Origin of the sequence: Intestinibacter sp. (assembly GCF_022780145.1) — a bacterium.
Lineage (GTDB): Bacteria > Bacillota > Clostridia > Peptostreptococcales > Peptostreptococcaceae > Intestinibacter.
This window is the reverse complement of record NZ_JALEXO010000054.1, coordinates 1-19,972: the sequence shown is the minus strand read 5'-3', so window position 1 is coordinate 19,972 and position 19,972 is coordinate 1. Positions and strand designations below refer to the sequence as shown.

The window sequence follows — 19,972 nt, the reverse complement described above, 5'->3', positions numbered from 1 at the left end:
AATTATTAACCAATTAAAAAGTCTAATACATTCATACCTGTAGAAGTTTGAGCTTTATACAATTCTGTATATCCACAATTTTTACAGCTTATTGTAACAAATTTTTTATTTTGTACGTTAAATACTTTAGAAAAATTTCCTCCTGTTGCTTGGAATTGATCGCTTTCAAACTCTTTACATCCACATTTAGGACAAACATATTCTTTAGTTTCCATATTAAATTCCCCCTATTTTTAATATACTATAATTTTAGCATTACAAGTTGTATTTAACATGGATTTTTAAAAATAGTAATTTATTTGTAACCTTTATAATCTTATATTGCTTTACTTTTTAATTCTTCCAATTGTTGATTTTCGCTATCGATTTTTCTCATTTTTATATAATAGGTAATCATAAGAGGTACGGCTGCTGATATCCATGCAATCGGATCAGCTAAGCATATACCTATATATCCTATAAATCTAGGTAATGTAAATGCAACTAGAGCTCTTGCACATAGTTCAAAAAATCCTGCCATCATAGGTACAAATGATTGCCCCATTCCTTGAAGCGCATTTCTGTACACAAATATAAATCCAAGCGGTATAAAGAACATCGCACTGTAATTTAAAACCTGTTGTGCATAGTTAAAAATTTCTTGAGTTGGATTTTCTATAAATAGCATTACGAAATATTTGCCGAGGCTGAATAATGCAAATGCTGAGATTATACTAGTCACTATTGAAACTACGTTCATTATTCTCATTCCATGTTTTATACGGTCAAATCTTCTAGCACCTAGATTCTGACCTGCATAGGTAGCCATTGTAACTCCGAATGAAATCGATGGTTGCATAACTAATTGCTGTACCTTTGATGCTGCTGTGTAAGATGCTATTACTGTAGCTCCAAATGTGTTTATAGCGCTTTGGACTATAATTATACCTACAGCTGTTACTGAAAATTGCATAGACATCGGTATAGCGATTTTTAAATGTGTAGAATAATAGCTTCTTTCAACCTTAAAATCTTCTTTTTTAAGTCTAAGTATTTTGTATTTACTGTAGCTGTATATTAGACATAATACCGCCGAAACTCCTTGGGCTATATTTGTAGCATATGCTGCTCCTGCAACTCCCATTTTGAAGTTTACTATGAAAACTAAGTCCAAAACTACATTTAAAAGTGAAGCAAGTATCAAGAAGTAAAGCGGAGTCTTACTATCTCCCAAAGCTCTCAATATACCTGCTGACATATTGTACGCTGTTTGAGTTATTATTCCAGCGTAAATTATTGTTATATATATTTTTGCATCATGGTAGATGCTGTCTGGCGTATTCATCATATTTAGAAGTGGATTTATTATTAACAGTGCAATTATAGTGATTATTACAGTTAAAACTATAGTCAATGTGATGTTACTTGCAACTGCTTTTTTTACGCCCTTTTCATCCTTTGCTCCGAATTTTTGCGATACTAATACGGAAAAACCACTTGTAAGTCCTAAAATAAGACCATTTACCAAGAAAAACATGGAGTTACATGCGCCTAATGCTGCAAGTGCGTTAACCCCTACAAATCTTCCTACTATTATAGTATCTACCATACTGTATAGCTGTTGGAATACATTACCTATTAATAGCGGTATTGTAAAGTATATAAATAGCTTCAAAGGATTGCCCTTTGTCATATCATTTGTCATATACATACCTCCCATTTGTATTAATTTAAAATATTTTATCTCAGCTTTTTCAATTTATCTGAGATCTCGTCAAATTCCTTTTCGTATTTTTCCTTTAACTCTTTATCAGTCTCCATACATATCATAGAAATTAAATTGCTTAGTCTATTTTCTAAAATAAGTATTTCATTGCTGTTTTTTTGATCTTCTTCATTTAGTTTTTCTTTATTTTTTTCTTCTATATAACTGTCGTAGTCTCCAGAAAACTGGATTATTTTTTTGTCCTTTATTTCTAAGAAATAATCACAGATATCTTCTATAAAATGCTTGTCATGAGATACCACGATCATCGTTTTTTCTGTATTTTTTAAGGCATCCTCTAGAGATTTCATCGAAATAATATCTAGATAATTAGTCGGCTCATCTAAAATCAGTAGATTATTATCCTCAAGTATTACCTTGCATAATGCGACCTTTACTCTTTCTCCTCCGCTTAAATCTTCTACTTTTTTATAGACATCGTCCTCTCTAAACCCAAATAGACTTAAATTTATTCTTATAAATGTCTCATTATAAGAGGAATTGTACTTTACATTTTCTAAAATAGATTTTTCTTCATTTAATGTATCTTGATTTTGTGAGAAGTATCCTATTTTTACTTTATTATTGATTTTTATGTTTTTACCTCTCAAATTTTCTGTTTTACTTGCATCTATAATTTTTTTAAGTAAAGTCGTCTTTCCACTTCCATTTGCTCCTAATAAAGCTATTTTTTTATTTCTCTTGATTTTAAATGACACGTCTTCAAGAAGCAATTTATCTCCAGCCTTTAGATCTAAATTGTTCACTTCTACTAAATTTTTGCTTACGATTTCCATTCCTTTTTGTATGTTAATTTTAATAGGTTCGATTTCCTTTACCTTCTCTTTTACCTCTAATCTTTCAATTCTAGTAGATATCGCCTTTATATTTTTATCTAGCTTTCTTTTATTGCCTTGACCTCCCATTTTGTGAAGTCTTGCTTCAGAGTTCCCCATTCTTTTTGGAGTTTTTCTGATATTATTTCTAGTTTGAATTTTGCCCTCCATAGCCTTTTCAAGTCTGTGCTTTTCTGAAATATATTGATTGTATTCAAAGTCTTGTCTACATTTTTCTGCATCCTTTAATTTTAGATAGTTAGTATAATTGCCCTTATATGTTTTTATTTTTGAATCCTCTATTTGGGCAATAGTTGTGCATAGAGCATCTAAAACATCTCTATCATGAGATACTATGAGCAAAGCCCCTTCATGTTTTTTAAGCATATCAGTCAATACCTCAATACTTTCTTTATCTAAATTAGAGGTAGGTTCATCAGCTATAATTAACTTTTTATTGTCCTTCAAAGCATTTACTATTTTTACCTTTATTTTCTCTCCACCAGATAAAAACTCTTCATATTTATCAGGTGCATTTAGTAAGCCTTTAATTTTATTGCCTGAATAGCTCTGAGCTTCGTCTCCAATTTGACTTATATAAGAATAGCTGTCTGTTAGATTTACTTCGCCACTATCTATCTCGATTTCTCCAATTATGGCTTTTATAAATGTGCTCTTACCGACTCCATTTCCACCAATTAAACCTATTTTATCTCCTTCATTTATCTCAAATATATCTATATCTAAAACAAGTCTATCTGAATAATATTTTTTTAGATTTTTAACCTTTAACAACGACATAAAAAAACCCTCCTTATTATCGCTCAAATAAAGAGAGTTATTATTTCTAAAACAATTGCGCACACTAAAATAACTGCACACAAAATAAATGTACCCGAAAATACAATTCAACGCATAATGAATCTATAATTTACTCTCTTTATATTTGAGCATCACAAAAATACCTTTATAAATAGGTATAAAATTTATAATACTCTTTTATATGAAGTAAATTACATTCTCATTGTCCCGCATCCTTGCCCTTTCTTATTTATTCAGCAGATAAACTGCTCGACTTATATTTTAGCACTTTTAATGTAAATTGACTATATATTTATTTTTTATTTTTCTTACAATTTTAGCCAAATACAAATTAAATTTGAAGTAGGTTTATCATTATTTAGTACATTTCAACATATAATTTACAGCTGTTTGTGCGAGTACATTTGCTCCGACCATTAAACAATCTGTATCAGCCTTGAATTTTGGACTGTGCCATTGGTTTACGCATCCTTTTTCTGGGTTACCTGAACCTAACCAGTAGAAAAATCCCGGTTTTTTTTCTGTAAATATAGAGAAATCTTCTCCACCTGTTGTTGGTGTTGGATCAAATATTCCTTCGTCTCCATACACATCTCTGACAGATTGGCAAGCTAAATCGTACATATCCCTTTCGTTTATTACTGCTGGTAAATCAAATCTATATGTAACCTTTCCTGTAGCTCCATAGCCTCTAGCTATATCTTCTACCTTTTGACTTAGTATTTCTGGCATTTTTTCTCTAGTTTCCTTGCTAAAAGTTCTGACTGTACCACTCATATGAACGTGTTCGCATATTACGTTGTTTGCAGTACCACCTTCTATAGTACCAATAGACACTACTACTGAATCGATTGGGCTTATATTTCTACTTACTATAGTTTGTATACCTTGTATAACTCCACTTGTGGCTACAATTGGGTCTATAGTTTTTTGAGGTATTCCACCGTGTCCACCCTTTCCGTAGACATCTATCCAAATAGTGTCGACAGCCGCCATAAGTCCACCTAACTTAACTCCCATTTTTCCAGCTGGCACATCCGGATGGTTATGTAGTCCAAATATAGCATCTACATCGTCCATTACACCTGCTTCTACAAGCATTTTAGCACCTGCATTTTTTTCTTCAGCAGGTTGGAATATAAATTTAACATTGCCGTGTAATTCATCTCTTATTTCTGATAAAATCAACGCAGCACCTATTAATGATGTTGTATGTGTGTCGTGACCGCATGCATGCATTACTCCATCTACTGTTGACTTATATTCGACATCTGTTTCTTCTAATATAGGAAGTGCATCTATATCTGCTCTAAGTGCAACTGTCGGTCCGTCGTATTTTCCTTTTAATAAGCCGACTACCCCTGTTTCTATTCCCATATCTATGATTTCAATTCCCAATGAAATTAATAGATCCTTGATTTTTTGTGTAGTTCTAAATTCCTTAAAACTCAATTCTGGATGCATATGTAGGTCTTTAAAAAATTCTAGTATTTGACCTTCATATTTTTTAGATACTTCCTTTATATTTGCCATATTATCACTCCCATTGTATGCAAATTATATTTAAAAATTATTTTCAAGTTAATTATAACATGTTTTTATACTACTATATTGTATTAATAATTTTTTATAAATAAGAAAAGCCACTACAAAATCGCTTTTATAGTGGCTCGTGTTTTGTTAACAAAACTTTATGGTGGGCGTTTTTATTGAAAGGATTATAATTAACTTGCTTTTAATTTACTTCTTACATCTAGCAAGCATCTTTCTTGTTCTTCTGTAAGTTTTTGACCTTTTATAACAGAAATCGCTATTTCCTTCATTTGATCAAATTGTGTTTCTTGAACGTGTGCTGTGCTATTTCTTAGCTTAGCATTTTTGATATTTCTGATTATAGCATTTGCTTTGGCTTCGTCTATTTTATTGTTGCCAGCATTACGTCTGTCGCAAATTTCTGCCAATGCATATAGTGCGTTATATGGTGATAATACGTACGCATCACATCCATTTTTTACCACATCTACTAAGTAATCAGTTACATCTTCTATTTCGCTTATATCAAGAGGTGATTGTTTTTCTCTGCTTCCGATTTTGCCAAGTGCCCAAAATACTTCAGGTCTTTCATCACCTGTATCATCCATGTAATTGTATACCACGTTAAATGCATCTACAGATTGACCGACTTTTCCTATAGATGTTATCACAAATTGTTTATTTCTGATGCAATCTAGGTCAAGTGCTTCTATAAATATATCTTCAAGTCTTTCATCTCTAGACTTAGCTAAGGCTTCTATCAAGACTCTTAGATATGTCTTTTTAGTAGGAGATACATAACATTCGCTTATATCTTTTAAGCTTCTTACTTCGCTGTATATATAGTCTATGATGTCTTCATTTAATCCAGTGATTTTAATTATTTCGCCTAGGACTACACAAAGTCTAGATTTATAGAAGTAATTATTTCCTGCATTTTTTAATTCATCAGTTATGAATCCAACCATTTCATGCTTGTTGCTGCAATCCTTTATTTGCTTTTCGATATTTTTGACTTTATTTATGAAATTCTTTTTAACACCTGCATTTGTGGTATTTTCATGTTGTTTACAGAAGTTCTTCAAGTCTTTGAATATATTTTTGCCGACTTTGTTTTCATCTGTATCCACGTAGATTTCAGTTAATTTTTCTTGCTTGTCAAATTTATATTCAACGGCACTATTTTGTGTATCATTTGCCACAGCTAGATAATTGTCGGCTTCTACTACATTAGAATCGACTTCCATGATTCTTCTGTTTTGTTCGTCTCCATTTATCCACATAGTAGCTATGATGACTTTTGCTGTATTTATTTCAACTTGAAGAGAAACCTTATCGCCCTCTTTTAGTCCTTTGTCAAATCTTATGCTTCTATTGGCAATTTGTCTATTAGGTGGTAGAGTATCAGTTCTATTACCTAAATAGAATGGTATTTCTATTCTATTTACACCATCTTTTGGAACCTCAAATTCATCAAATACTTTAGATTTATGTGGTAAAGTAACACCAGCCTTAGCTAGATGTTTTACACCGCCGTTAGTTTCTATACCTATAGTATCTGGTAGTATATTTTTAGGTTTTATTCCATTATGAAGATTGTAATGATAGTAAACTCCACCTAAAGCTACTGATAAATCTGGATCTTGAAGGCTTATTGGTTCTATTCCAAAGAATCTCTCTAATCTTCTTTGAATTAAAGGTAATTTTGTCATACCTCCATTTAATAAAACTGCGTCTACCTTTACTTCTTCTCCAGCCTTTTCGTTTGCCTTTGCAAGGACGTCTAGAATTGGATATATTATATTTAAAGTATCCATGATTTCACCATTTTCGACGTCTTTTACGTTTTCTATTGTATATTCATTTCCCATAAGTGAACTTACAATTTCTTCGTATTCTTCTTCAGTGACTAACTCATCTATAGCTATATTATCGTGGATATTTGCTTGAGTTATCTCCATTTCTATTTCATCGTCAAAACCCATCATCTGATTTTCGAAAAATTGGTTTGTCATATCGATTTTAGCATTTTCTGCTAAAACTCTTAGCTTTGACATACATCTTTGTTTTTCAGATTCAGTTATTTGACCTATTTTATTTTCGATTCGGCTGTATAGATAATCGGTAAATATTTTATCGAAGTTATCCCCACCTACTAATGTGTGAAGAGAAATTGTGTAGTCCTCAAATTCAACCTCACCGCTTTCATTTCTCCAAATTTTATGTAGAGAAACATCTAGTGTACCTCCTCCTAAATCGTATACTAATACGTTTTTAGGTGTACTTATATCTATTATTGCCTCAGGAAGTTCGCCCTTATCAAGAGAGTTTATAAAATTGTGTAGAGCTGCTCTTGGTTCATCTAGTAATATATTTCTATCACTTCCGTCGTCTTCTGATACTCTGATACCCGCTTTTTTAGCTGCCTTTATAGTATCAGTTCTCATTTCACTATCGAATGACGCTGGAACAGTTATTACTAGATCATCAGGTCTTTCCTTGAAGTATTCCTTTGCATTTTTTAATACAAAGTCCAATATATATGCACTTATATCGACAGGTGATAAAGTTTTACCTTCTATTTCATAAGTGTGATTTTTTCCCATTTCACTTTTTGTCGACATAACGACGTTTTGTGGTGTAATGCTGTTCATATGTTTTGCATATGGACCTACAGTTGGCACTATTTCACCGTTTTCGCTTACATCGATTAGTACGCAAGATGGTACTATATCCTTCTTACCTACTCCACCCTCTGCTAGCTTCATTTTTAATTTCATACATTTAGCATCTAGCTTTCCTGTTTGCGGATTTATCATTCCAAATGCTAAAGTCGTATTTGTTGTACCTAAGTCTATGGCACAATAATAATTCTTTTTGTTTTCCATCCTTAAATCCCCCTTTTTAAAAATTTATTTAATTAATCCACTATTTCTATATAAATAGGTGTGGAAATTATCATATCTTTGTATATCCAGCCTGGTGAATCTACGACTACCTTTTTAAGTTCAGTTTGATCCTTGTAAGGACTACCTATATAATTTCCCTTTGCGGCTTCTTCATAGCTAAGCATCATTTGTTGCTTTCTTTGAATTTCTTTGATGCCGTATTCTTGGATGAATTTTATGTATTGTCTTATTAGTATAGGTATTGACTCTACTTCGACTGGAAATTCATATTTATTTCTTTTTAATTCTTTTAATGATTTTTGACATTTTATGAAATTGTCTAGAAGTCTGCCGTATTTTTCTGAGTTTAAGTCTTTAATGAAATCAGAGATAACATTTAATTCAATTTCATCCTTGAACTTCTCAAGATCCTGTTTGTACTTGTCTAGCTCGTCGTTTATTAAAATAAGCGCACTTTTCAAGTTTTCATTTTGTAATTTCAACTCAGAATTATCGTCGCTGACCTCTTCATTTAATATAGAACCGATTTGGTCTTTGATATCGTCTACCTTCATGCCGACATCCTTGCTCTTTTTAAATCCCTTTTCGATTGCTACATCGTTTAATATATTTCTAAAAATACTTCTACTTATAAAGTTGTCCACATAATTTAATGTCTTAGTCCAATCTACAATATCGTTTCTCTTACATCTTTTTGAAAAATCTATTAAAACCATTTTTTCTTTAACTTGATTTTCTAAACTTGATTTTTGTAGTATTGAATTTATTTCATTGTAGTTGTCTATATCGTCTTCGTTGATTATGCACATTTTATAAAGCAGGTCAGAAATTTGTTTAACTTCATCTGAAAGCATTTTTCTGTATTTATAATCTGACAATTTCAAGAAATTTAATTTTTTGCGTACATCAAAGCGATTGTATCTCTTGTTTATAATATTTTGATAATATTCTGCATACTCTTCTGGATCACTCAATATTAACTTTAGTAATTCAGAATCATCGCCTACTCTGTATTTGATTTTTTTACTCTTTTTAAATTTAACCTCCATCTTTTCGTAATTTTCATCAATTACTCGACTTATAATTTCAATATTTTTATTCACACTAATACCCCCAAATCGTAAATTACTTTGTTTTTAATCTTCGTAGTTTGTATACTAGGATAATATTCATTAATTTTTTCTTTAAATCCATACTGATAGAAGCTATCTGTATTTTGATGGATTAAAAATAACTTTTTAGGATGTACAATCCCTAAAAACTCCATCATTTGATCGAAATTGCTGTGCTTAGACATCATCTTCTTACTCATAAAATCGTTTCCGTTCGTATTTTCCATTATGAGCAAATCGCAATCCATCATCATCTCGATAGCTAATTCATTGTATATCTGGTTATCGCTCAGTGGCAGAGAAAAGTCCCCCGTATAGACTATCTTCATGCCATCGTAAAACATAACAGTAATCGCTGCACCAGGTATATGTCCAGCTGGTACGAGCATAATTTCTACATCCTTACATTTAATTATTTCAAAATAGTCAAACTCAAATATAGTCGATACTAGATGCTTAAAAGAAAATTTTTCCTCCTCGCTCTCGAAATAATTTTTCTTATACAAAACATCTATCATCCTTATTATTTCCAATTTTGTTTCAGGTGTAGATATTATCCTACTATCTTTTAAATTTGCTACTGTAGGAAGAGCCGCATAATGATCCTTATGCGCATGTGATATGGCTATTATATCTATATCATCAGTACTCCTAAGTATTTTATTTTCTATTAAAGTATCAAAATAAGGATACTTTTTGATTCCGTTTCTCGAACCACAGTCTAGCATAATATTTGCTTCACCCAATTTTAAATAATAACAGCTTGCGCCTACTTCATCTCCCCCTCCTAGAGCTACAAAAGTATTCATTTTGTCACCTCCAATTTTATATTTTTCGAAATGTATCTTTTGACATTTCCAACTGAAACTTGAACTCCCTTAAATTCAAGTTTCGATTTTGTATTATGAAGTGTTTTATCTATGTTACTTCATATATATAATTTACCAATTTTTTTGTTTTAAAATGTCAAAAAAACTATGCGAACTTAATCGCATAGTTTCTCATAATTTGACATGGCCATTTTGACTCTTGATATAATTGTATTTCTAATATCATCTGGTGAGTTTACGATTACTCTACTCCCTAGAGATAAAATATTTTTTATAACCTCTTTTTCATCGTATATATAGTAATCTATATCTAAAATGTACACATTTTTCTCGTCGTCGTAAATCGCCCTTCTATTGTAAAAAGAAAATAATCTAAAGCATCTCTCTAGGACATGCTTTTCTGGATCTACATATAATGTGACAGTTTTTGTGTTGTTTTTATTAAATTCTAGAAATTCTTCGTCCTTATCGCGCGTTTTATCCTCTAGAATTTCTAAATTACTTAATCCAGATATATTCATTTTTATGTATTCCTTTTTGTCGTCATCTTTTTTAAAGCAGTACAATCTGTATTTGTCATTTATAGTTGAATACTCTATTTTTAAAGGGTATATTGTCTGCTCTTTGTATTCTTTACCTGATTTTGCAATATTATCGCATTTAACTGCACATTTTTTCTTTATAGATTTTAATAAAATTTTTAGTTTTTTATTTATATCCTCGATATTATTTTTATCTCCATCAGCGTACTGTCTTTTGTATTTTATATCGTCTATTGACCAGCCTTTTTCTTCATTTTCTAGCTTAGGCTTTAATTTTTGTAAAGTTTCCTCTGATAGAAATCCCTCTGCTACATCCATATCGACTAAATTCTTCAACGCCTCTATCTCTATTTTATTTAAAATAATAGGCATATCTGCATTTACATTAGGCGAAAAAGTCTTTTTATCTTTGTCATAAGAAAATACACAGCTTTCAGAGACATCCTTAGATAGCAATTGATTTAAAACCTTAAAATCAACGCCTACATCGATATTTTCTTTTATAAACTCCCTTGCCTCCTTCTCAGTCATAGGTGGTTTACACAGCATTTTTGTAAATGCCTCGTAATAACAGCTTTCAAATTCACTAAATAGCTCCATATTTATCTAACAACTCCCTCCAGTCAGAGACAATTCTCTCCTCTATTTCAAAGTGGCCACTTTCAATTACCTTTGCCCTCTCTCCAAAGCTCCTAATCCAAGGTATCATCTCCTGTGGGTCCTTGACTTTGATTTCAAATAAATATCGTCCCTGCTCTAATTTAGTTATTTTCCCATTTTGTCCTTCTCTTTTTATTCTATTTAATATATAGTATTCTTCTTGTTCATCGAATTTAAATTCTATTTTAACTAAAGTATCATCTTTTATAGATAAATTCGATGTACACCATAGTTTTTCTTCTACCACTGATTTTTCTAAAATCTCACTTAGCTTTTCATCTTCTACTTTTTCCTTGATTTCAATTTTCTTTATTTTATCTATTCTATTTACAGTAAAATCATTGAAAAACTCACTAAAGCCAAATAAATACTGTCTGCCGTATATCATATCGTGTATTATTTTTATTGGAACAACTCTAAAAACCTTGTCCCCTCTGTTAGTTATCAGTGTGACTTCTACATATGATTTTTGCTCTATTCCTCTTAAAATTTCGATTACTATTTCATTATCTAATACATTAAATAAATGGCTGTGTTTATATAAAAACAAGTCCTTGTCTACATTTTCAATCTCTCTATTGTAGTACAAATAAAGCTCAAGCTTCTTTTGTAAAAATAAAAATGGCACCTGAAGCATCTCTTTATTTTTGACTAGCTCCAACATTATACAGATATCCTCGATTTCTTCATCTGTGAAATCCTTTAAAATATCCTCTTTTAAACTATATTTCGGTCTAGAAGCATCGCCATCACTCGTTATATATCCGGCAGACTCTAACTCTTTTAGTTTTGTATCTATAGAACCTTTTTTATAGTCATTTACTTCACCGTATCTTATATCATTTATCCTTCTAGATAATTCACTTAATCCCAGTGGTTGCTCTTCATTCAAAAGCTGTAAAATATAAAAGTATGATTTTATATCTAAATCTGTAAATGTCTTGCATCTAAACGTATTAGCTATATAATTTTCTCTGTCCTTAAACATATTGTACTCACAAAATTGAATTACATTTTTATTTTTCTTCTTTTTATGTATAAAATCATCTGGCAAGTAAGCATTTATCCTTTTCTGTTCTTGATCGTATTTGCTTTTACCCACTCCTCTTTTATTCACATAATCGGCCTTTGTAAAGCACCCAAAAATATAAAAATCTCTCAATATATGTCTTATTCTTTCATAATCTCTAATCAATAAATCAGACTCCATAGTAAATATCCCCCAAATTATTCTCTTTTTTAATATTATATAATAAGAAAATCTTTATCTTAAAGACCCATAATGTTGATTTTCTTGAAATGCATGACGGAAATTATATTTATCCAAAATTTCAAAGGAATATAATTTCCTATGCATTATAAGAAAGACCTAAATCCGACATAATTGCGAATTTAGGTCTAAATTTACAATGTTATTAAATTTTAACTGGCTTTTATTACAGCATTTTCAATATTTTGATAGTATTTTTCAAAATACTGCCATGATATATGTACACCCTCTGGATCTTCGTATTTTAAAAATCCATCAGATCTTATAAAGCCACTAGTAGTATCTATGTACTTTACATTTTTAAGACTATTACAGTATGATTTTATACTCGCATTAAACTCTTTAATTTCCCTTTGTGCTGTGTATTTATTTTTGTCTCTGTAATTATGACCTACTGGAAATAATCTTTGAACATAAATAGTTTTATTAGGATACTTATCTCTTAATTTTTTAATTAAAGTTTTTGTATCTTTAATATTGTAGCTTTCACCAATGTGGTTTATTCCTATTTGAAGTACTACACCTTTTACACTGCTGTTTGATGGCATTTGGCTGAAATTTTTAATCCAGTAACCTGCTCCTACACTTCCTTTAGCTCTGATTATGGCATTATTTGTATTTGCATAAATATTTTTTCTGATGTTATAAGTAAATGAATCTCCTACAAATAAAAAACCATTTAAATTTTTAAGCTTTTTAGATGAACTAGATGATGTTTTGATATAGTCTACAGATACGTAGCCGTATCCAGATCCATATTTTATCTTATACCATCCATTTACTGTACTTACAATAGTTACTTTTTGATTATAAGATAGAGATCCTATTTTTTTATAGCTTGTACCTGCACCACTTCTAACATTTAAACTAGAACATGTAACTGTTCCTGTTTTCGTAGATGAGCTAGATGATGTTTTGATATAATCTGCAGATACGTAACCATATCCAGATCCGTATTTTATCTTATACCATCCATTTACTGTACTCACAATAGTTACTTTTTGGTTATAAGATAGAGATCCTATTTTTCTGTAGCTTGTTCCTGCTCCACTTCTGACATTTAAGCTAGAACATGTAACTGTTCCAGTTTTTGTGGATGCTGTACTCGATACAGAAGTTGCTTTACTCGCTGCATAACTAGGTAAAGCATTTGAAAAACATAAGCTCGTGCATAATAAACTAATTAGCATGCACGTTAATAATTTTTTCCTCAAAAAAACCCCTCCTCGATTAAAATTTTTTCCTCAATTATAATTGTAACAAAAATGTAACTTTTTTGCTATTGATTTATAAAAAATTTACATTTTTGTTACAATTTAAAATATCCCCAGCATTAATTTTTTACTGGAGATATCATAAATTTCTACATAAACATCTCATACGCCATAACCATCAGAGGCATCGTAATTATACATACTATTACTGTAAAAATATTTATTCTATTTGCATAATCTGCATCATTGTCGTAAACCTGAGCCATCTGCGTAACTGTCGACGCGGCTGGTGTCATAGTCGCCAAAAAGCTCACCAACAATATAGTATATCCATCGCTTACAAAGCTTTGTAAATTCGATAGCTTAAAAAATGCCAGTATAACAGCAGGGTAAACTATCATTCTCATAAAAGCGACTAAATAAATTCTCTTGCTTGTAAATATAGTTTTTAACTTCACATCTGCCATAAGCATCCCTGAAACTATCATGCTAAGCGGCGCTATTAGCTTTGAAACCGAACTCAGTGTCTCACTCAGCACACCTGGTAATCTTATTCCACTTATAAATAAAACAAGGCCTATTAAAATAGATATAGTATTTATGTTGACCATGATTTTCTTTATATCTACTTCATTTTCTTGACTTATAATCATCTTACAATGTGTCCATAAAAATACAATCTGAACTGACATAAATGCGCACGAATACAACACCCATTCTTCTCCTAAGATGGCTGCAACTATAGGGATTATCAAGTTGCCGGCGTTGCTATATATTATAGATGCCTTCTCAATTGAATTAAATTTAAATATTTTGCCAAATATTTTAGCTAAAATAGCTGAGCAATTTGTTTCATTAATAGTATACTGATCAAATTAAGACTCCTCTCTATATTATTTTTCAAAAACAAATTCTATAATAACACATTTTTTTGTAAAATAATATAATTAAATCGAAGTCTAATTTGTAGATTTAGCTATTTTAGTTTTGTAATTATCATCAACCCGTTACAACACCTAAAACAGCTAATAATATTTGCCTCCTCTATTTCATTATAAAAATAAAATTACCATTTTTATTTTTTTCAATCGATACTTGATAAGTTTTATCTTTATCATCTAAATCAATTGATAATTCTTGGCTGACTGTTTCCTTGCCGTTTTTGTCTGTAACTTGAAGCTTGAATTTTTCACTTTCTATATTTAAATACACCTTTTGCCCATTTTTCATCAAGCTATTATCTGCATTAGTTACTCCACCAGATTCATCATCTTCAAAATATCCAATATATTTTATTCCTTCTCCAGTATTATTAATTGCGACTATATTGTAAGGCTCCTCTACACCACTGTTTAAAGATTTATTAAAATAAACTATCGCAAAAGTAGCCATTAATACAAATACTACTCCTATTACCGCAAATTTCTTTTTGAACATAACTATACCTCCTAAATTTTATTTTGTATTTCTTACCTATATTATAGCTATGTTTATTTTTAGCGTCAATAATATTTTATTGTTTTTCGATAAATATAACTTGTTTATCAATAAATATTTATCATTTTTTAATAAACAAGTTATAAATAAAGCATAAAAAAAGAGCTGTATAAACGTCTCGAATATACAACTCTATCGTTACAATATTTACTATAATAATTCTATACCAGCTTCACTACATTCTTCTACCATCTCTTCTGGCCAAATTCCAACTTGAACTTCACCTATATGGGCCTTATTTAGGAAGAACATACATATTCTAGATTGTCCTATTCCTCCACCGATTGTATAAGGTAATTCACCGTTTAATAAAGCCTTATGGTAATCTAATTCTTTTCTGTCTTCGCATCCAGCTGCTTTTAGTTGTCTTTCTAGGGCTTCTTCGTCTACTCTTATCCCCATAGAAGAAAGCTCTATTGCTTGTTCTAGCACTTGGTTGTAGAATAATATATCTCCATTTAATTCCCAGTCATCGTAGTCTGGACTTCTTCCGTCGTGTTTTTCACCGTTGCTCAAAGTTTTTCCTATTTGCATTAGGAAAACTGCCTTTTTATCTCTAACTATTTTATCTTCTCTTTCCTTTGGAGTTAAGTCAGGATACATATCTAATAGCTCTTGAGAAGTTATAAAAGTTATTTCTTCTGGTAGTTCACATCCCACTTCTGGATATATTTCGTGAACATGCTCTTCTGTTTCTTTGAAAACTTGGAATATTTTTTTTACTACGCTTTTTAATGTGTCCATATTTCTATCTTCTTTATTTATTACAAGCTCCCAGTCCCATTGATCTACATATAGAGAATGTAGGTTGTCTAATTCTTCGTCTTTTCTGATAGCATTCATATCAGTGTATAGACCTCTACCTACTTTGAATCCGTATTTTTTAAGAGCCATTCTCTTCCATTTAGCTAGTGAATGTACTATTTCTGCATCCTTGTGTAGATATGGAACTTCAAAGCTGACAGGTGTTTCTACACCATTTAGATTGTCGTTTGTACCTGTTTCTGGTAAAACAAATAATGGTGATGAAACTCTTGTTAATTTTAGTATTTCACCTAATCTATTTTCAAAAAAATCCTTTAAATCTTTAATAGCTTGTTGTGTCTCTATTACATTCAAGCTGTTTTCATATTTTTCTGGTATCAATAAACACATAGCATATACTCTCCTTTTTAATAATTTCGATATCCGATAAATCTTTTTCCAAAATCAAATCTTTATAAATCCATAAAAAAAGCCTTCCATCCACTCAATAGGACGAAAGACTGTACTTCCGCGGTACCACCTAAATTAACTAAAAGTTCACCTCAATTAACGTACTAATATACGCCACCAATCTGATAACGGTTTGGTTCCGACTAAGTCTACTCTCAATGTGATTTCGGTTAGTAGCTCCAGGATGTTCTTCGTTATAAAACTCGTACTGGACTCACACCGTAACCAGCTCGCTCTGACTTCGTTTTTATAATTACTCTTCCCTTCATAGCATTTGTTCTTAAATTTGACAATATAAATATTAACTCATTCACCAATTATTGTCAACAACATTTATGCTTTTTTATATTGTTTATTATCTCCAAAATTAATCTTTATATGCATAGAGATAAATACAAAAATATTTTTTGCTTTTTTCGATAACGTTTTCTTTTTTTAAATTTCAACAATCGACGAAAAACATTGAAATTTCAACATATTTACATTTTCCAAATCTTAACTTATAATTTATTTGTCAAATATAATGACTACATACTTAGATAAATTTTGAAAAAAATATAGATACTTAATTATAAATTTTAAATATATTTAGGAGGTACCCCCATGTATAAATTAATCGCACTAGATATAGACGGAACATTATTAAACAGCTCAAATCAAGTTACAGATTCTGTAAAAAAAGCCATAAAAGAAAGTAAAGAAAAAGGTGTCAAAGTCGTTTTATGTACAGGAAGACCTTTGAAAGGTGTTGAAAATTATCTTGAAGAATTAAATCTTAGAGAAGAAGGAGATTACGTTACTACATTCAACGGTGCTCTTGTTCAAGATTCTCATACAGGAGAATCTATATCTCATTTAACTCTAGACTACAACGACCTTTGTGATTTATACGAGCTTAGCTTAGAAATAGGCTCTAGAAGCCATTTTTACGACACAAGAACTCTTTATACATTTAATAAAGATGTAAGTGATTATACAGTTTATGAATCTTACTTAACTGGAAGTCATTTAAACGTAACAACTATAGATCAAATACCTAAAGACATCGCGGTGTCTAAATTTATGATGATAGATCACCCTGAAATCTTAGATGAATGCATAAAAAAAATACCTCAAAAATTCTACGAAAAATACACTATAGTGAGAAGTATGCCATTTTTCTTAGAAATATTAAATTCTAATGCAAACAAGGGTGCAGGTATCAGCCTTCTATCTGAAGAGCTTGGCATCAAGCAGGATGAAGTTATATGTGTTGGCGATGCAGGAAACGACAAGCACATGATAGAATACGCAGGTCTTGGAGTTGCTATGGGAAATGCAACTGATGATATCAAGGAAATAGCAAATTATGTAACTCGCACTAACGATGAAGATGGGGTTGCTCATGTTATTAATAAGTTTATATTAGAAAGATAGATTTTATATATATTTCACAAAAATGGCATCATCGATGCCATTTTTTATTACATTTCTCTGATTTTATCGTTAAAGTAACCTCTCTCCTCCACTTTTTCAAACCATACTGCACTCTTCTTGTCGTGCTCTAAAGTTGATTTTACTATTTCTCTCATCAAATTTACTATATAAACGTTCATATCTATCCCAAATCCATCTATTGCAGGAAGCAACCAGCCAGTCATATCGTTCATCCCACTTCTAGCTGCTATTTTCATCGCTTCTTTTTGCATAGCGCCATCGTGGAATACGTCTAAATCCTTTTTTAAATACGCAATCGCAGCCATCAATCCATTACATCCCCAGTCAGAAACTGTTGCAGTTATTATGTTATCTGTCTTTGCAACTGCTCCAATATTGTCAGATGGATCTTCTAAATTTGCGTAAGGGATGTATTGTTTTACTTGATTTGCTATGGTACCCATGCCGATTTCGTTTCCTAAATCGCCGATAGCTATGTTTAAAACACCCATTTTTACAAGCTTTTCAAATAAAATATCTGTTTTTGCCTCTAATTCGGTACAATCTATACCCAAGGAGTTGTGGTATATGTTCTTTTGATTTTTACCAGGATGCTCTATGCTGATGACTGCCTTTGGAGTGCCTTGTTTTATTAAATCCTCGGCCATTTGATCAGCTTTATTTATGTCCTTTGTAAATGGTACTACAGCTATTGAAATAGGGTATTTTTTCAAATTTTGTATAGAATCATATAAATGAAGTCCCATTTCAAACGATAGATTTCTAACTGCAGTTAAATTTTCCTCTTGGCATACAATCACAGGCTTTGCATTAAACGCCTTTACCAAGCTTCTAGCTAAAAATAGTGAGCTAATTATTCCATCGCTTTCTGCCTCTTTGTGAGAAGGTAGTACAAATCCTGTTATTATATACACCAAATCACCTTCTTTGATTTCGTCGACTAGCTTTTGAGCAGCGTTTATAGTCAACGGTTTTTTAGTGTATTTTCTGGCTGCATCATACAAAATTCTGCAGACACCGTAGCCTCTAGGGTCTAAGTTCATTAGATTATCTAAATTTTCTCCAAGATTGTATTTCGCTAAATTTTCCTTATACATAAATCATTCTCCCCTTCATAACATTTACTTTTTTATATGCATATTTACATTAAAAAAAGGTTAAGACACGCAAATCATGCATAATCTTAACCTTAATTAAATTCGTTAATAAATTTTAGTTTATTACCCAATAAATAAGATTTTATTTTCTTTTTTCTGGAAAAATCATGAGATATCTATTTTGAGCATCCTTCAACGCTGCTATCAGTGCCTTTTGAATTAATGCAAAAAATCTGCTTTGAATCACTTCTATCATTTTGTCGACTTCAGTGACTATATTTCTCGAGCAAAGCATATCTCTTATAAATTGTTCTGTTTCATCCATAATAGTGTTGCAGGCTATATCTACTATTCTGTCTGTCTCCTTATCTATTATCACACATAGTGAGAAAACTGAATAAGAGGATGAAATTACATCGTCCTTGCTGGGCTTAGATTGACCTGTAACAAATACTGTATTTTCTAAATAATTCATTATGTTCTCCTGTAATTTTTATCGTATTTACAAAATTTCTTTAAAGGACATTTAAAGCCGTGCAAATACAATTAATTAAATATAATGAGGTATATTCATACTTAAATGATAGTCATATTTTTCATTTTTTTCAATATAAATATAAAAATAAATTTATATATCTCTATTTTTACTTTCTCAAAATTCTATATTCAAATCCAGTCTCCTTCATTAATTCCAAGTAAGGCATTGGATCAAAGTACTCCGGAGAAAATACTCCGCTGTCCTTCCAAATCCCCTTACCAATCAGCTCTATAGAAAGCGCCGCACCAAATCCTGTCTGTGCAACAACTGCCTGCATATGCCAGTCCTTCATAGATTGTTGATTGTCGAATGGTTGGTACATAAATATTTCTTTCTTTTTGCCATCTTTTATGCCGATGCAGTGAACTCCTACTAGCATCTCGCCCTTCATCTCATCTCCTATATCCTTAGGCTGTGGCGCAACTGCTGCAACTACATCTCTAGGAACTACCTTTACACCGCCGACATCTACTGGATGTAGGCTTCTAAGTCCTAGACTGTCGATGACCTTAAGTGCATTTATAAGTGCTGGGTCTAGTGATATTTTGAAGGTAGCTTTTTTTAATCCGTATTTAGATAGGTATCTCTGCATTGTGACTACTTCTTCGTGCTCTACCTTGACAAGGACGTTTGTTCCGACTCCATCTGGCATATCGAAGGTCTCCTCTCCAGCAAATGCCTCCTCTACTATAAATCCTCCCTTGTCTGCGTTGTAC

At 31.3% G+C, this 19,972-nt stretch carries 18 protein-coding genes and 1 other annotated feature; of the genes, 2 read left to right on the top strand and 16 right to left on the bottom strand.

The genetic code is table 11. From position 1 onward, the window contains the following. Positions 1 to 5: 5 nt before the first annotated feature. From MR593_RS02070 to MR593_RS02020, 11 genes are all read right to left on the bottom strand, one after another. On the bottom strand, positions 6 to 215 hold the full coding sequence (locus MR593_RS02070; RefSeq protein ID WP_290686483.1) for a zinc ribbon domain-containing protein: 210 nt from the start codon (positions 213 to 215) through the stop codon (positions 6 to 8). Between the two features lie 101 nt (positions 216 to 316). Continuing rightward, positions 317 to 1,684: an MATE family efflux transporter gene (locus MR593_RS02065; RefSeq protein WP_290686480.1), complete on the bottom strand. Its 1,368-nt coding sequence runs from the start codon at positions 1,682 to 1,684 to the stop codon at positions 317 to 319. Positions 1,685 to 1,719: 35 nt separating this feature from the next. Continuing rightward, positions 1,720 to 3,381 carry an ABC-F type ribosomal protection protein CplR gene (cplR, locus tag MR593_RS02060; protein WP_290686477.1) on the bottom strand — a complete coding sequence of 554 codons (1,662 nt, stop codon included), beginning with the start codon at positions 3,379 to 3,381 and terminating at the stop codon, positions 1,720 to 1,722. Between the two features lie 375 nt (positions 3,382 to 3,756). Then, positions 3,757 to 4,935, bottom strand: coding sequence for a M20 metallopeptidase family protein (locus tag MR593_RS02055; protein ID WP_290686474.1), 1,179 nt, complete (start codon positions 4,933 to 4,935; stop codon positions 3,757 to 3,759). A gap of 191 nt (positions 4,936 to 5,126) precedes the next feature. Further along, positions 5,127 to 7,823 (bottom strand): Hsp70 family protein, encoded by a 2,697-nt coding sequence (locus MR593_RS02050; protein ID WP_290686471.1) that lies wholly within the window; start codon positions 7,821 to 7,823, stop codon positions 5,127 to 5,129. A 32-nt stretch (positions 7,824 to 7,855) separates the two neighbouring features. Beyond that, positions 7,856 to 8,947 (bottom strand): hypothetical protein, encoded by a 1,092-nt coding sequence (locus MR593_RS02045; RefSeq protein ID WP_290686468.1) that lies wholly within the window; start codon positions 8,945 to 8,947, stop codon positions 7,856 to 7,858. After that, the gene (locus MR593_RS02040; RefSeq protein ID WP_290686465.1) at positions 8,944 to 9,765 is read right to left on the bottom strand and encodes an MBL fold metallo-hydrolase; all 822 of its coding nucleotides are present in this window, start codon (positions 9,763 to 9,765) and stop codon (positions 8,944 to 8,946) included. The genes MR593_RS02045 and MR593_RS02040 overlap by 4 nt, the downstream gene beginning before the upstream one ends. A 176-nt stretch (positions 9,766 to 9,941) precedes the next feature. Next, positions 9,942 to 10,928, bottom strand: a complete 987-nt coding sequence (locus tag MR593_RS02035) for a WYL domain-containing protein (protein WP_290686462.1) — start codon at positions 10,926 to 10,928, stop codon at positions 9,942 to 9,944. Beyond that, positions 10,915 to 12,198, bottom strand: a complete 1,284-nt coding sequence (locus MR593_RS02030) for a helix-turn-helix transcriptional regulator (protein WP_290686459.1) — start codon at positions 12,196 to 12,198, stop codon at positions 10,915 to 10,917. Before MR593_RS02030 ends, MR593_RS02035 begins: the two co-directional genes overlap by 14 nt. A 212-nt stretch (positions 12,199 to 12,410) precedes the next feature. Continuing rightward, a complete protein-coding gene (locus MR593_RS02025) occupies positions 12,411 to 13,472 on the bottom strand; it encodes an SH3 domain-containing protein (RefSeq protein WP_290686456.1) in 1,062 nt (353 codons plus the stop codon). A gap of 149 nt (positions 13,473 to 13,621) precedes the next feature. Further along, complete coding sequence (locus MR593_RS02020; protein WP_290686453.1) at positions 13,622 to 14,185, bottom strand: AEC family transporter; 564 nt, start codon at positions 14,183 to 14,185, stop codon at positions 13,622 to 13,624. Positions 14,186 to 14,201: 16 nt separating this feature from the next. Here MR593_RS02020 and MR593_RS02015 point away from each other — a divergent pair, with 16 nt between their 5' ends. Further along, a complete protein-coding gene (locus MR593_RS02015; RefSeq protein WP_290686451.1) occupies positions 14,202 to 14,342 on the top strand; it encodes a hypothetical protein in 141 nt (46 codons plus the stop codon). Between the two features lie 174 nt (positions 14,343 to 14,516). On the opposite strand, the gene MR593_RS02010 is transcribed toward MR593_RS02015, so the two are convergent. Beyond that, a complete protein-coding gene (locus MR593_RS02010; RefSeq protein WP_290686448.1) occupies positions 14,517 to 14,909 on the bottom strand; it encodes a hypothetical protein in 393 nt (130 codons plus the stop codon). 210 nt (positions 14,910 to 15,119) lie between these two features. Next, positions 15,120 to 16,124 carry an aspartate--ammonia ligase gene (gene asnA / locus MR593_RS02005; protein WP_290686445.1) on the bottom strand — a complete coding sequence of 335 codons (1,005 nt, stop codon included), beginning with the start codon at positions 16,122 to 16,124 and terminating at the stop codon, positions 15,120 to 15,122. A 95-nt stretch (positions 16,125 to 16,219) separates the two neighbouring features. After that, positions 16,220 to 16,462 (bottom strand) — a binding site (T-box leader). Between the two features lie 325 nt (positions 16,463 to 16,787). Between asnA and yidA the strand changes: the two genes are divergently transcribed. Next, on the top strand, positions 16,788 to 17,600 hold the full coding sequence (gene yidA, locus MR593_RS02000; RefSeq protein WP_290686442.1) for a sugar-phosphatase: 813 nt from the start codon (positions 16,788 to 16,790) through the stop codon (positions 17,598 to 17,600). Between the two features lie 47 nt (positions 17,601 to 17,647). On the opposite strand, the gene MR593_RS01995 is transcribed toward yidA, so the two are convergent. The 3 genes from MR593_RS01995 to MR593_RS01985 all read right to left on the bottom strand — a co-directional run. Next, positions 17,648 to 18,718, bottom strand: a complete 1,071-nt coding sequence (locus tag MR593_RS01995) for a DUF4392 domain-containing protein (RefSeq protein WP_290686439.1) — start codon at positions 18,716 to 18,718, stop codon at positions 17,648 to 17,650. Positions 18,719 to 18,860: 142 nt separating this feature from the next. After that, a complete protein-coding gene (locus MR593_RS01990) occupies positions 18,861 to 19,193 on the bottom strand; it encodes a DUF3870 domain-containing protein (RefSeq protein WP_290686436.1) in 333 nt (110 codons plus the stop codon). Positions 19,194 to 19,362: 169 nt separating this feature from the next. Then, positions 19,363 to 19,972, bottom strand: a 610-nt coding sequence (locus MR593_RS01985) for a saccharopine dehydrogenase family protein (RefSeq protein ID WP_290686433.1), incomplete at its 5' end; no start/stop codon positions are given.

Bases quoted from the DNA above. Each gene is read 5' to 3' on its own strand.
- MR593_RS02070 (WP_290686483.1), bottom strand. From the start codon at position 215: ATGGAAACTAAAGAATATGTTTGTCCTAAATGTGGATGTAAAGAGTTT.
- MR593_RS02065 (WP_290686480.1), bottom strand. From the start codon at position 1,684: ATGACAAATGATATGACAAAGGGCAATCCTTTGAAGCTATTTATATAC.
- cplR (WP_290686477.1), bottom strand. From the start codon at position 3,381: ATGTCGTTGTTAAAGGTTAAAAATCTAAAAAAATATTATTCAGATAGA.
- MR593_RS02055 (WP_290686474.1), bottom strand. From the start codon at position 4,935: ATGGCAAATATAAAGGAAGTATCTAAAAAATATGAAGGTCAAATACTA.
- MR593_RS02050 (WP_290686471.1), bottom strand. From the start codon at position 7,823: ATGGAAAACAAAAAGAATTATTATTGTGCCATAGACTTAGGTACAACA.
- MR593_RS02040 (WP_290686465.1), bottom strand. From the start codon at position 9,765: ATGAATACTTTTGTAGCTCTAGGAGGGGGAGATGAAGTAGGCGCAAGC.
- MR593_RS02035 (WP_290686462.1), bottom strand. From the start codon at position 10,928: ATGGAGCTATTTAGTGAATTTGAAAGCTGTTATTACGAGGCATTTACA.
- MR593_RS02030 (WP_290686459.1), bottom strand. From the start codon at position 12,198: ATGGAGTCTGATTTATTGATTAGAGATTATGAAAGAATAAGACATATA.
- MR593_RS02015 (WP_290686451.1), top strand. From the start codon at position 14,202: ATGGCTGCAACTATAGGGATTATCAAGTTGCCGGCGTTGCTATATATT.
- MR593_RS02010 (WP_290686448.1), bottom strand. From the start codon at position 14,909: ATGTTCAAAAAGAAATTTGCGGTAATAGGAGTAGTATTTGTATTAATG.
- asnA (WP_290686445.1), bottom strand. From the start codon at position 16,124: ATGTGTTTATTGATACCAGAAAAATATGAAAACAGCTTGAATGTAATA.
- yidA (WP_290686442.1), top strand. From the start codon at position 16,788: ATGTATAAATTAATCGCACTAGATATAGACGGAACATTATTAAACAGC.
- MR593_RS01995 (WP_290686439.1), bottom strand. From the start codon at position 18,718: ATGTATAAGGAAAATTTAGCGAAATACAATCTTGGAGAAAATTTAGAT.
- MR593_RS01990 (WP_290686436.1), bottom strand. From the start codon at position 19,193: ATGAATTATTTAGAAAATACAGTATTTGTTACAGGTCAATCTAAGCCC.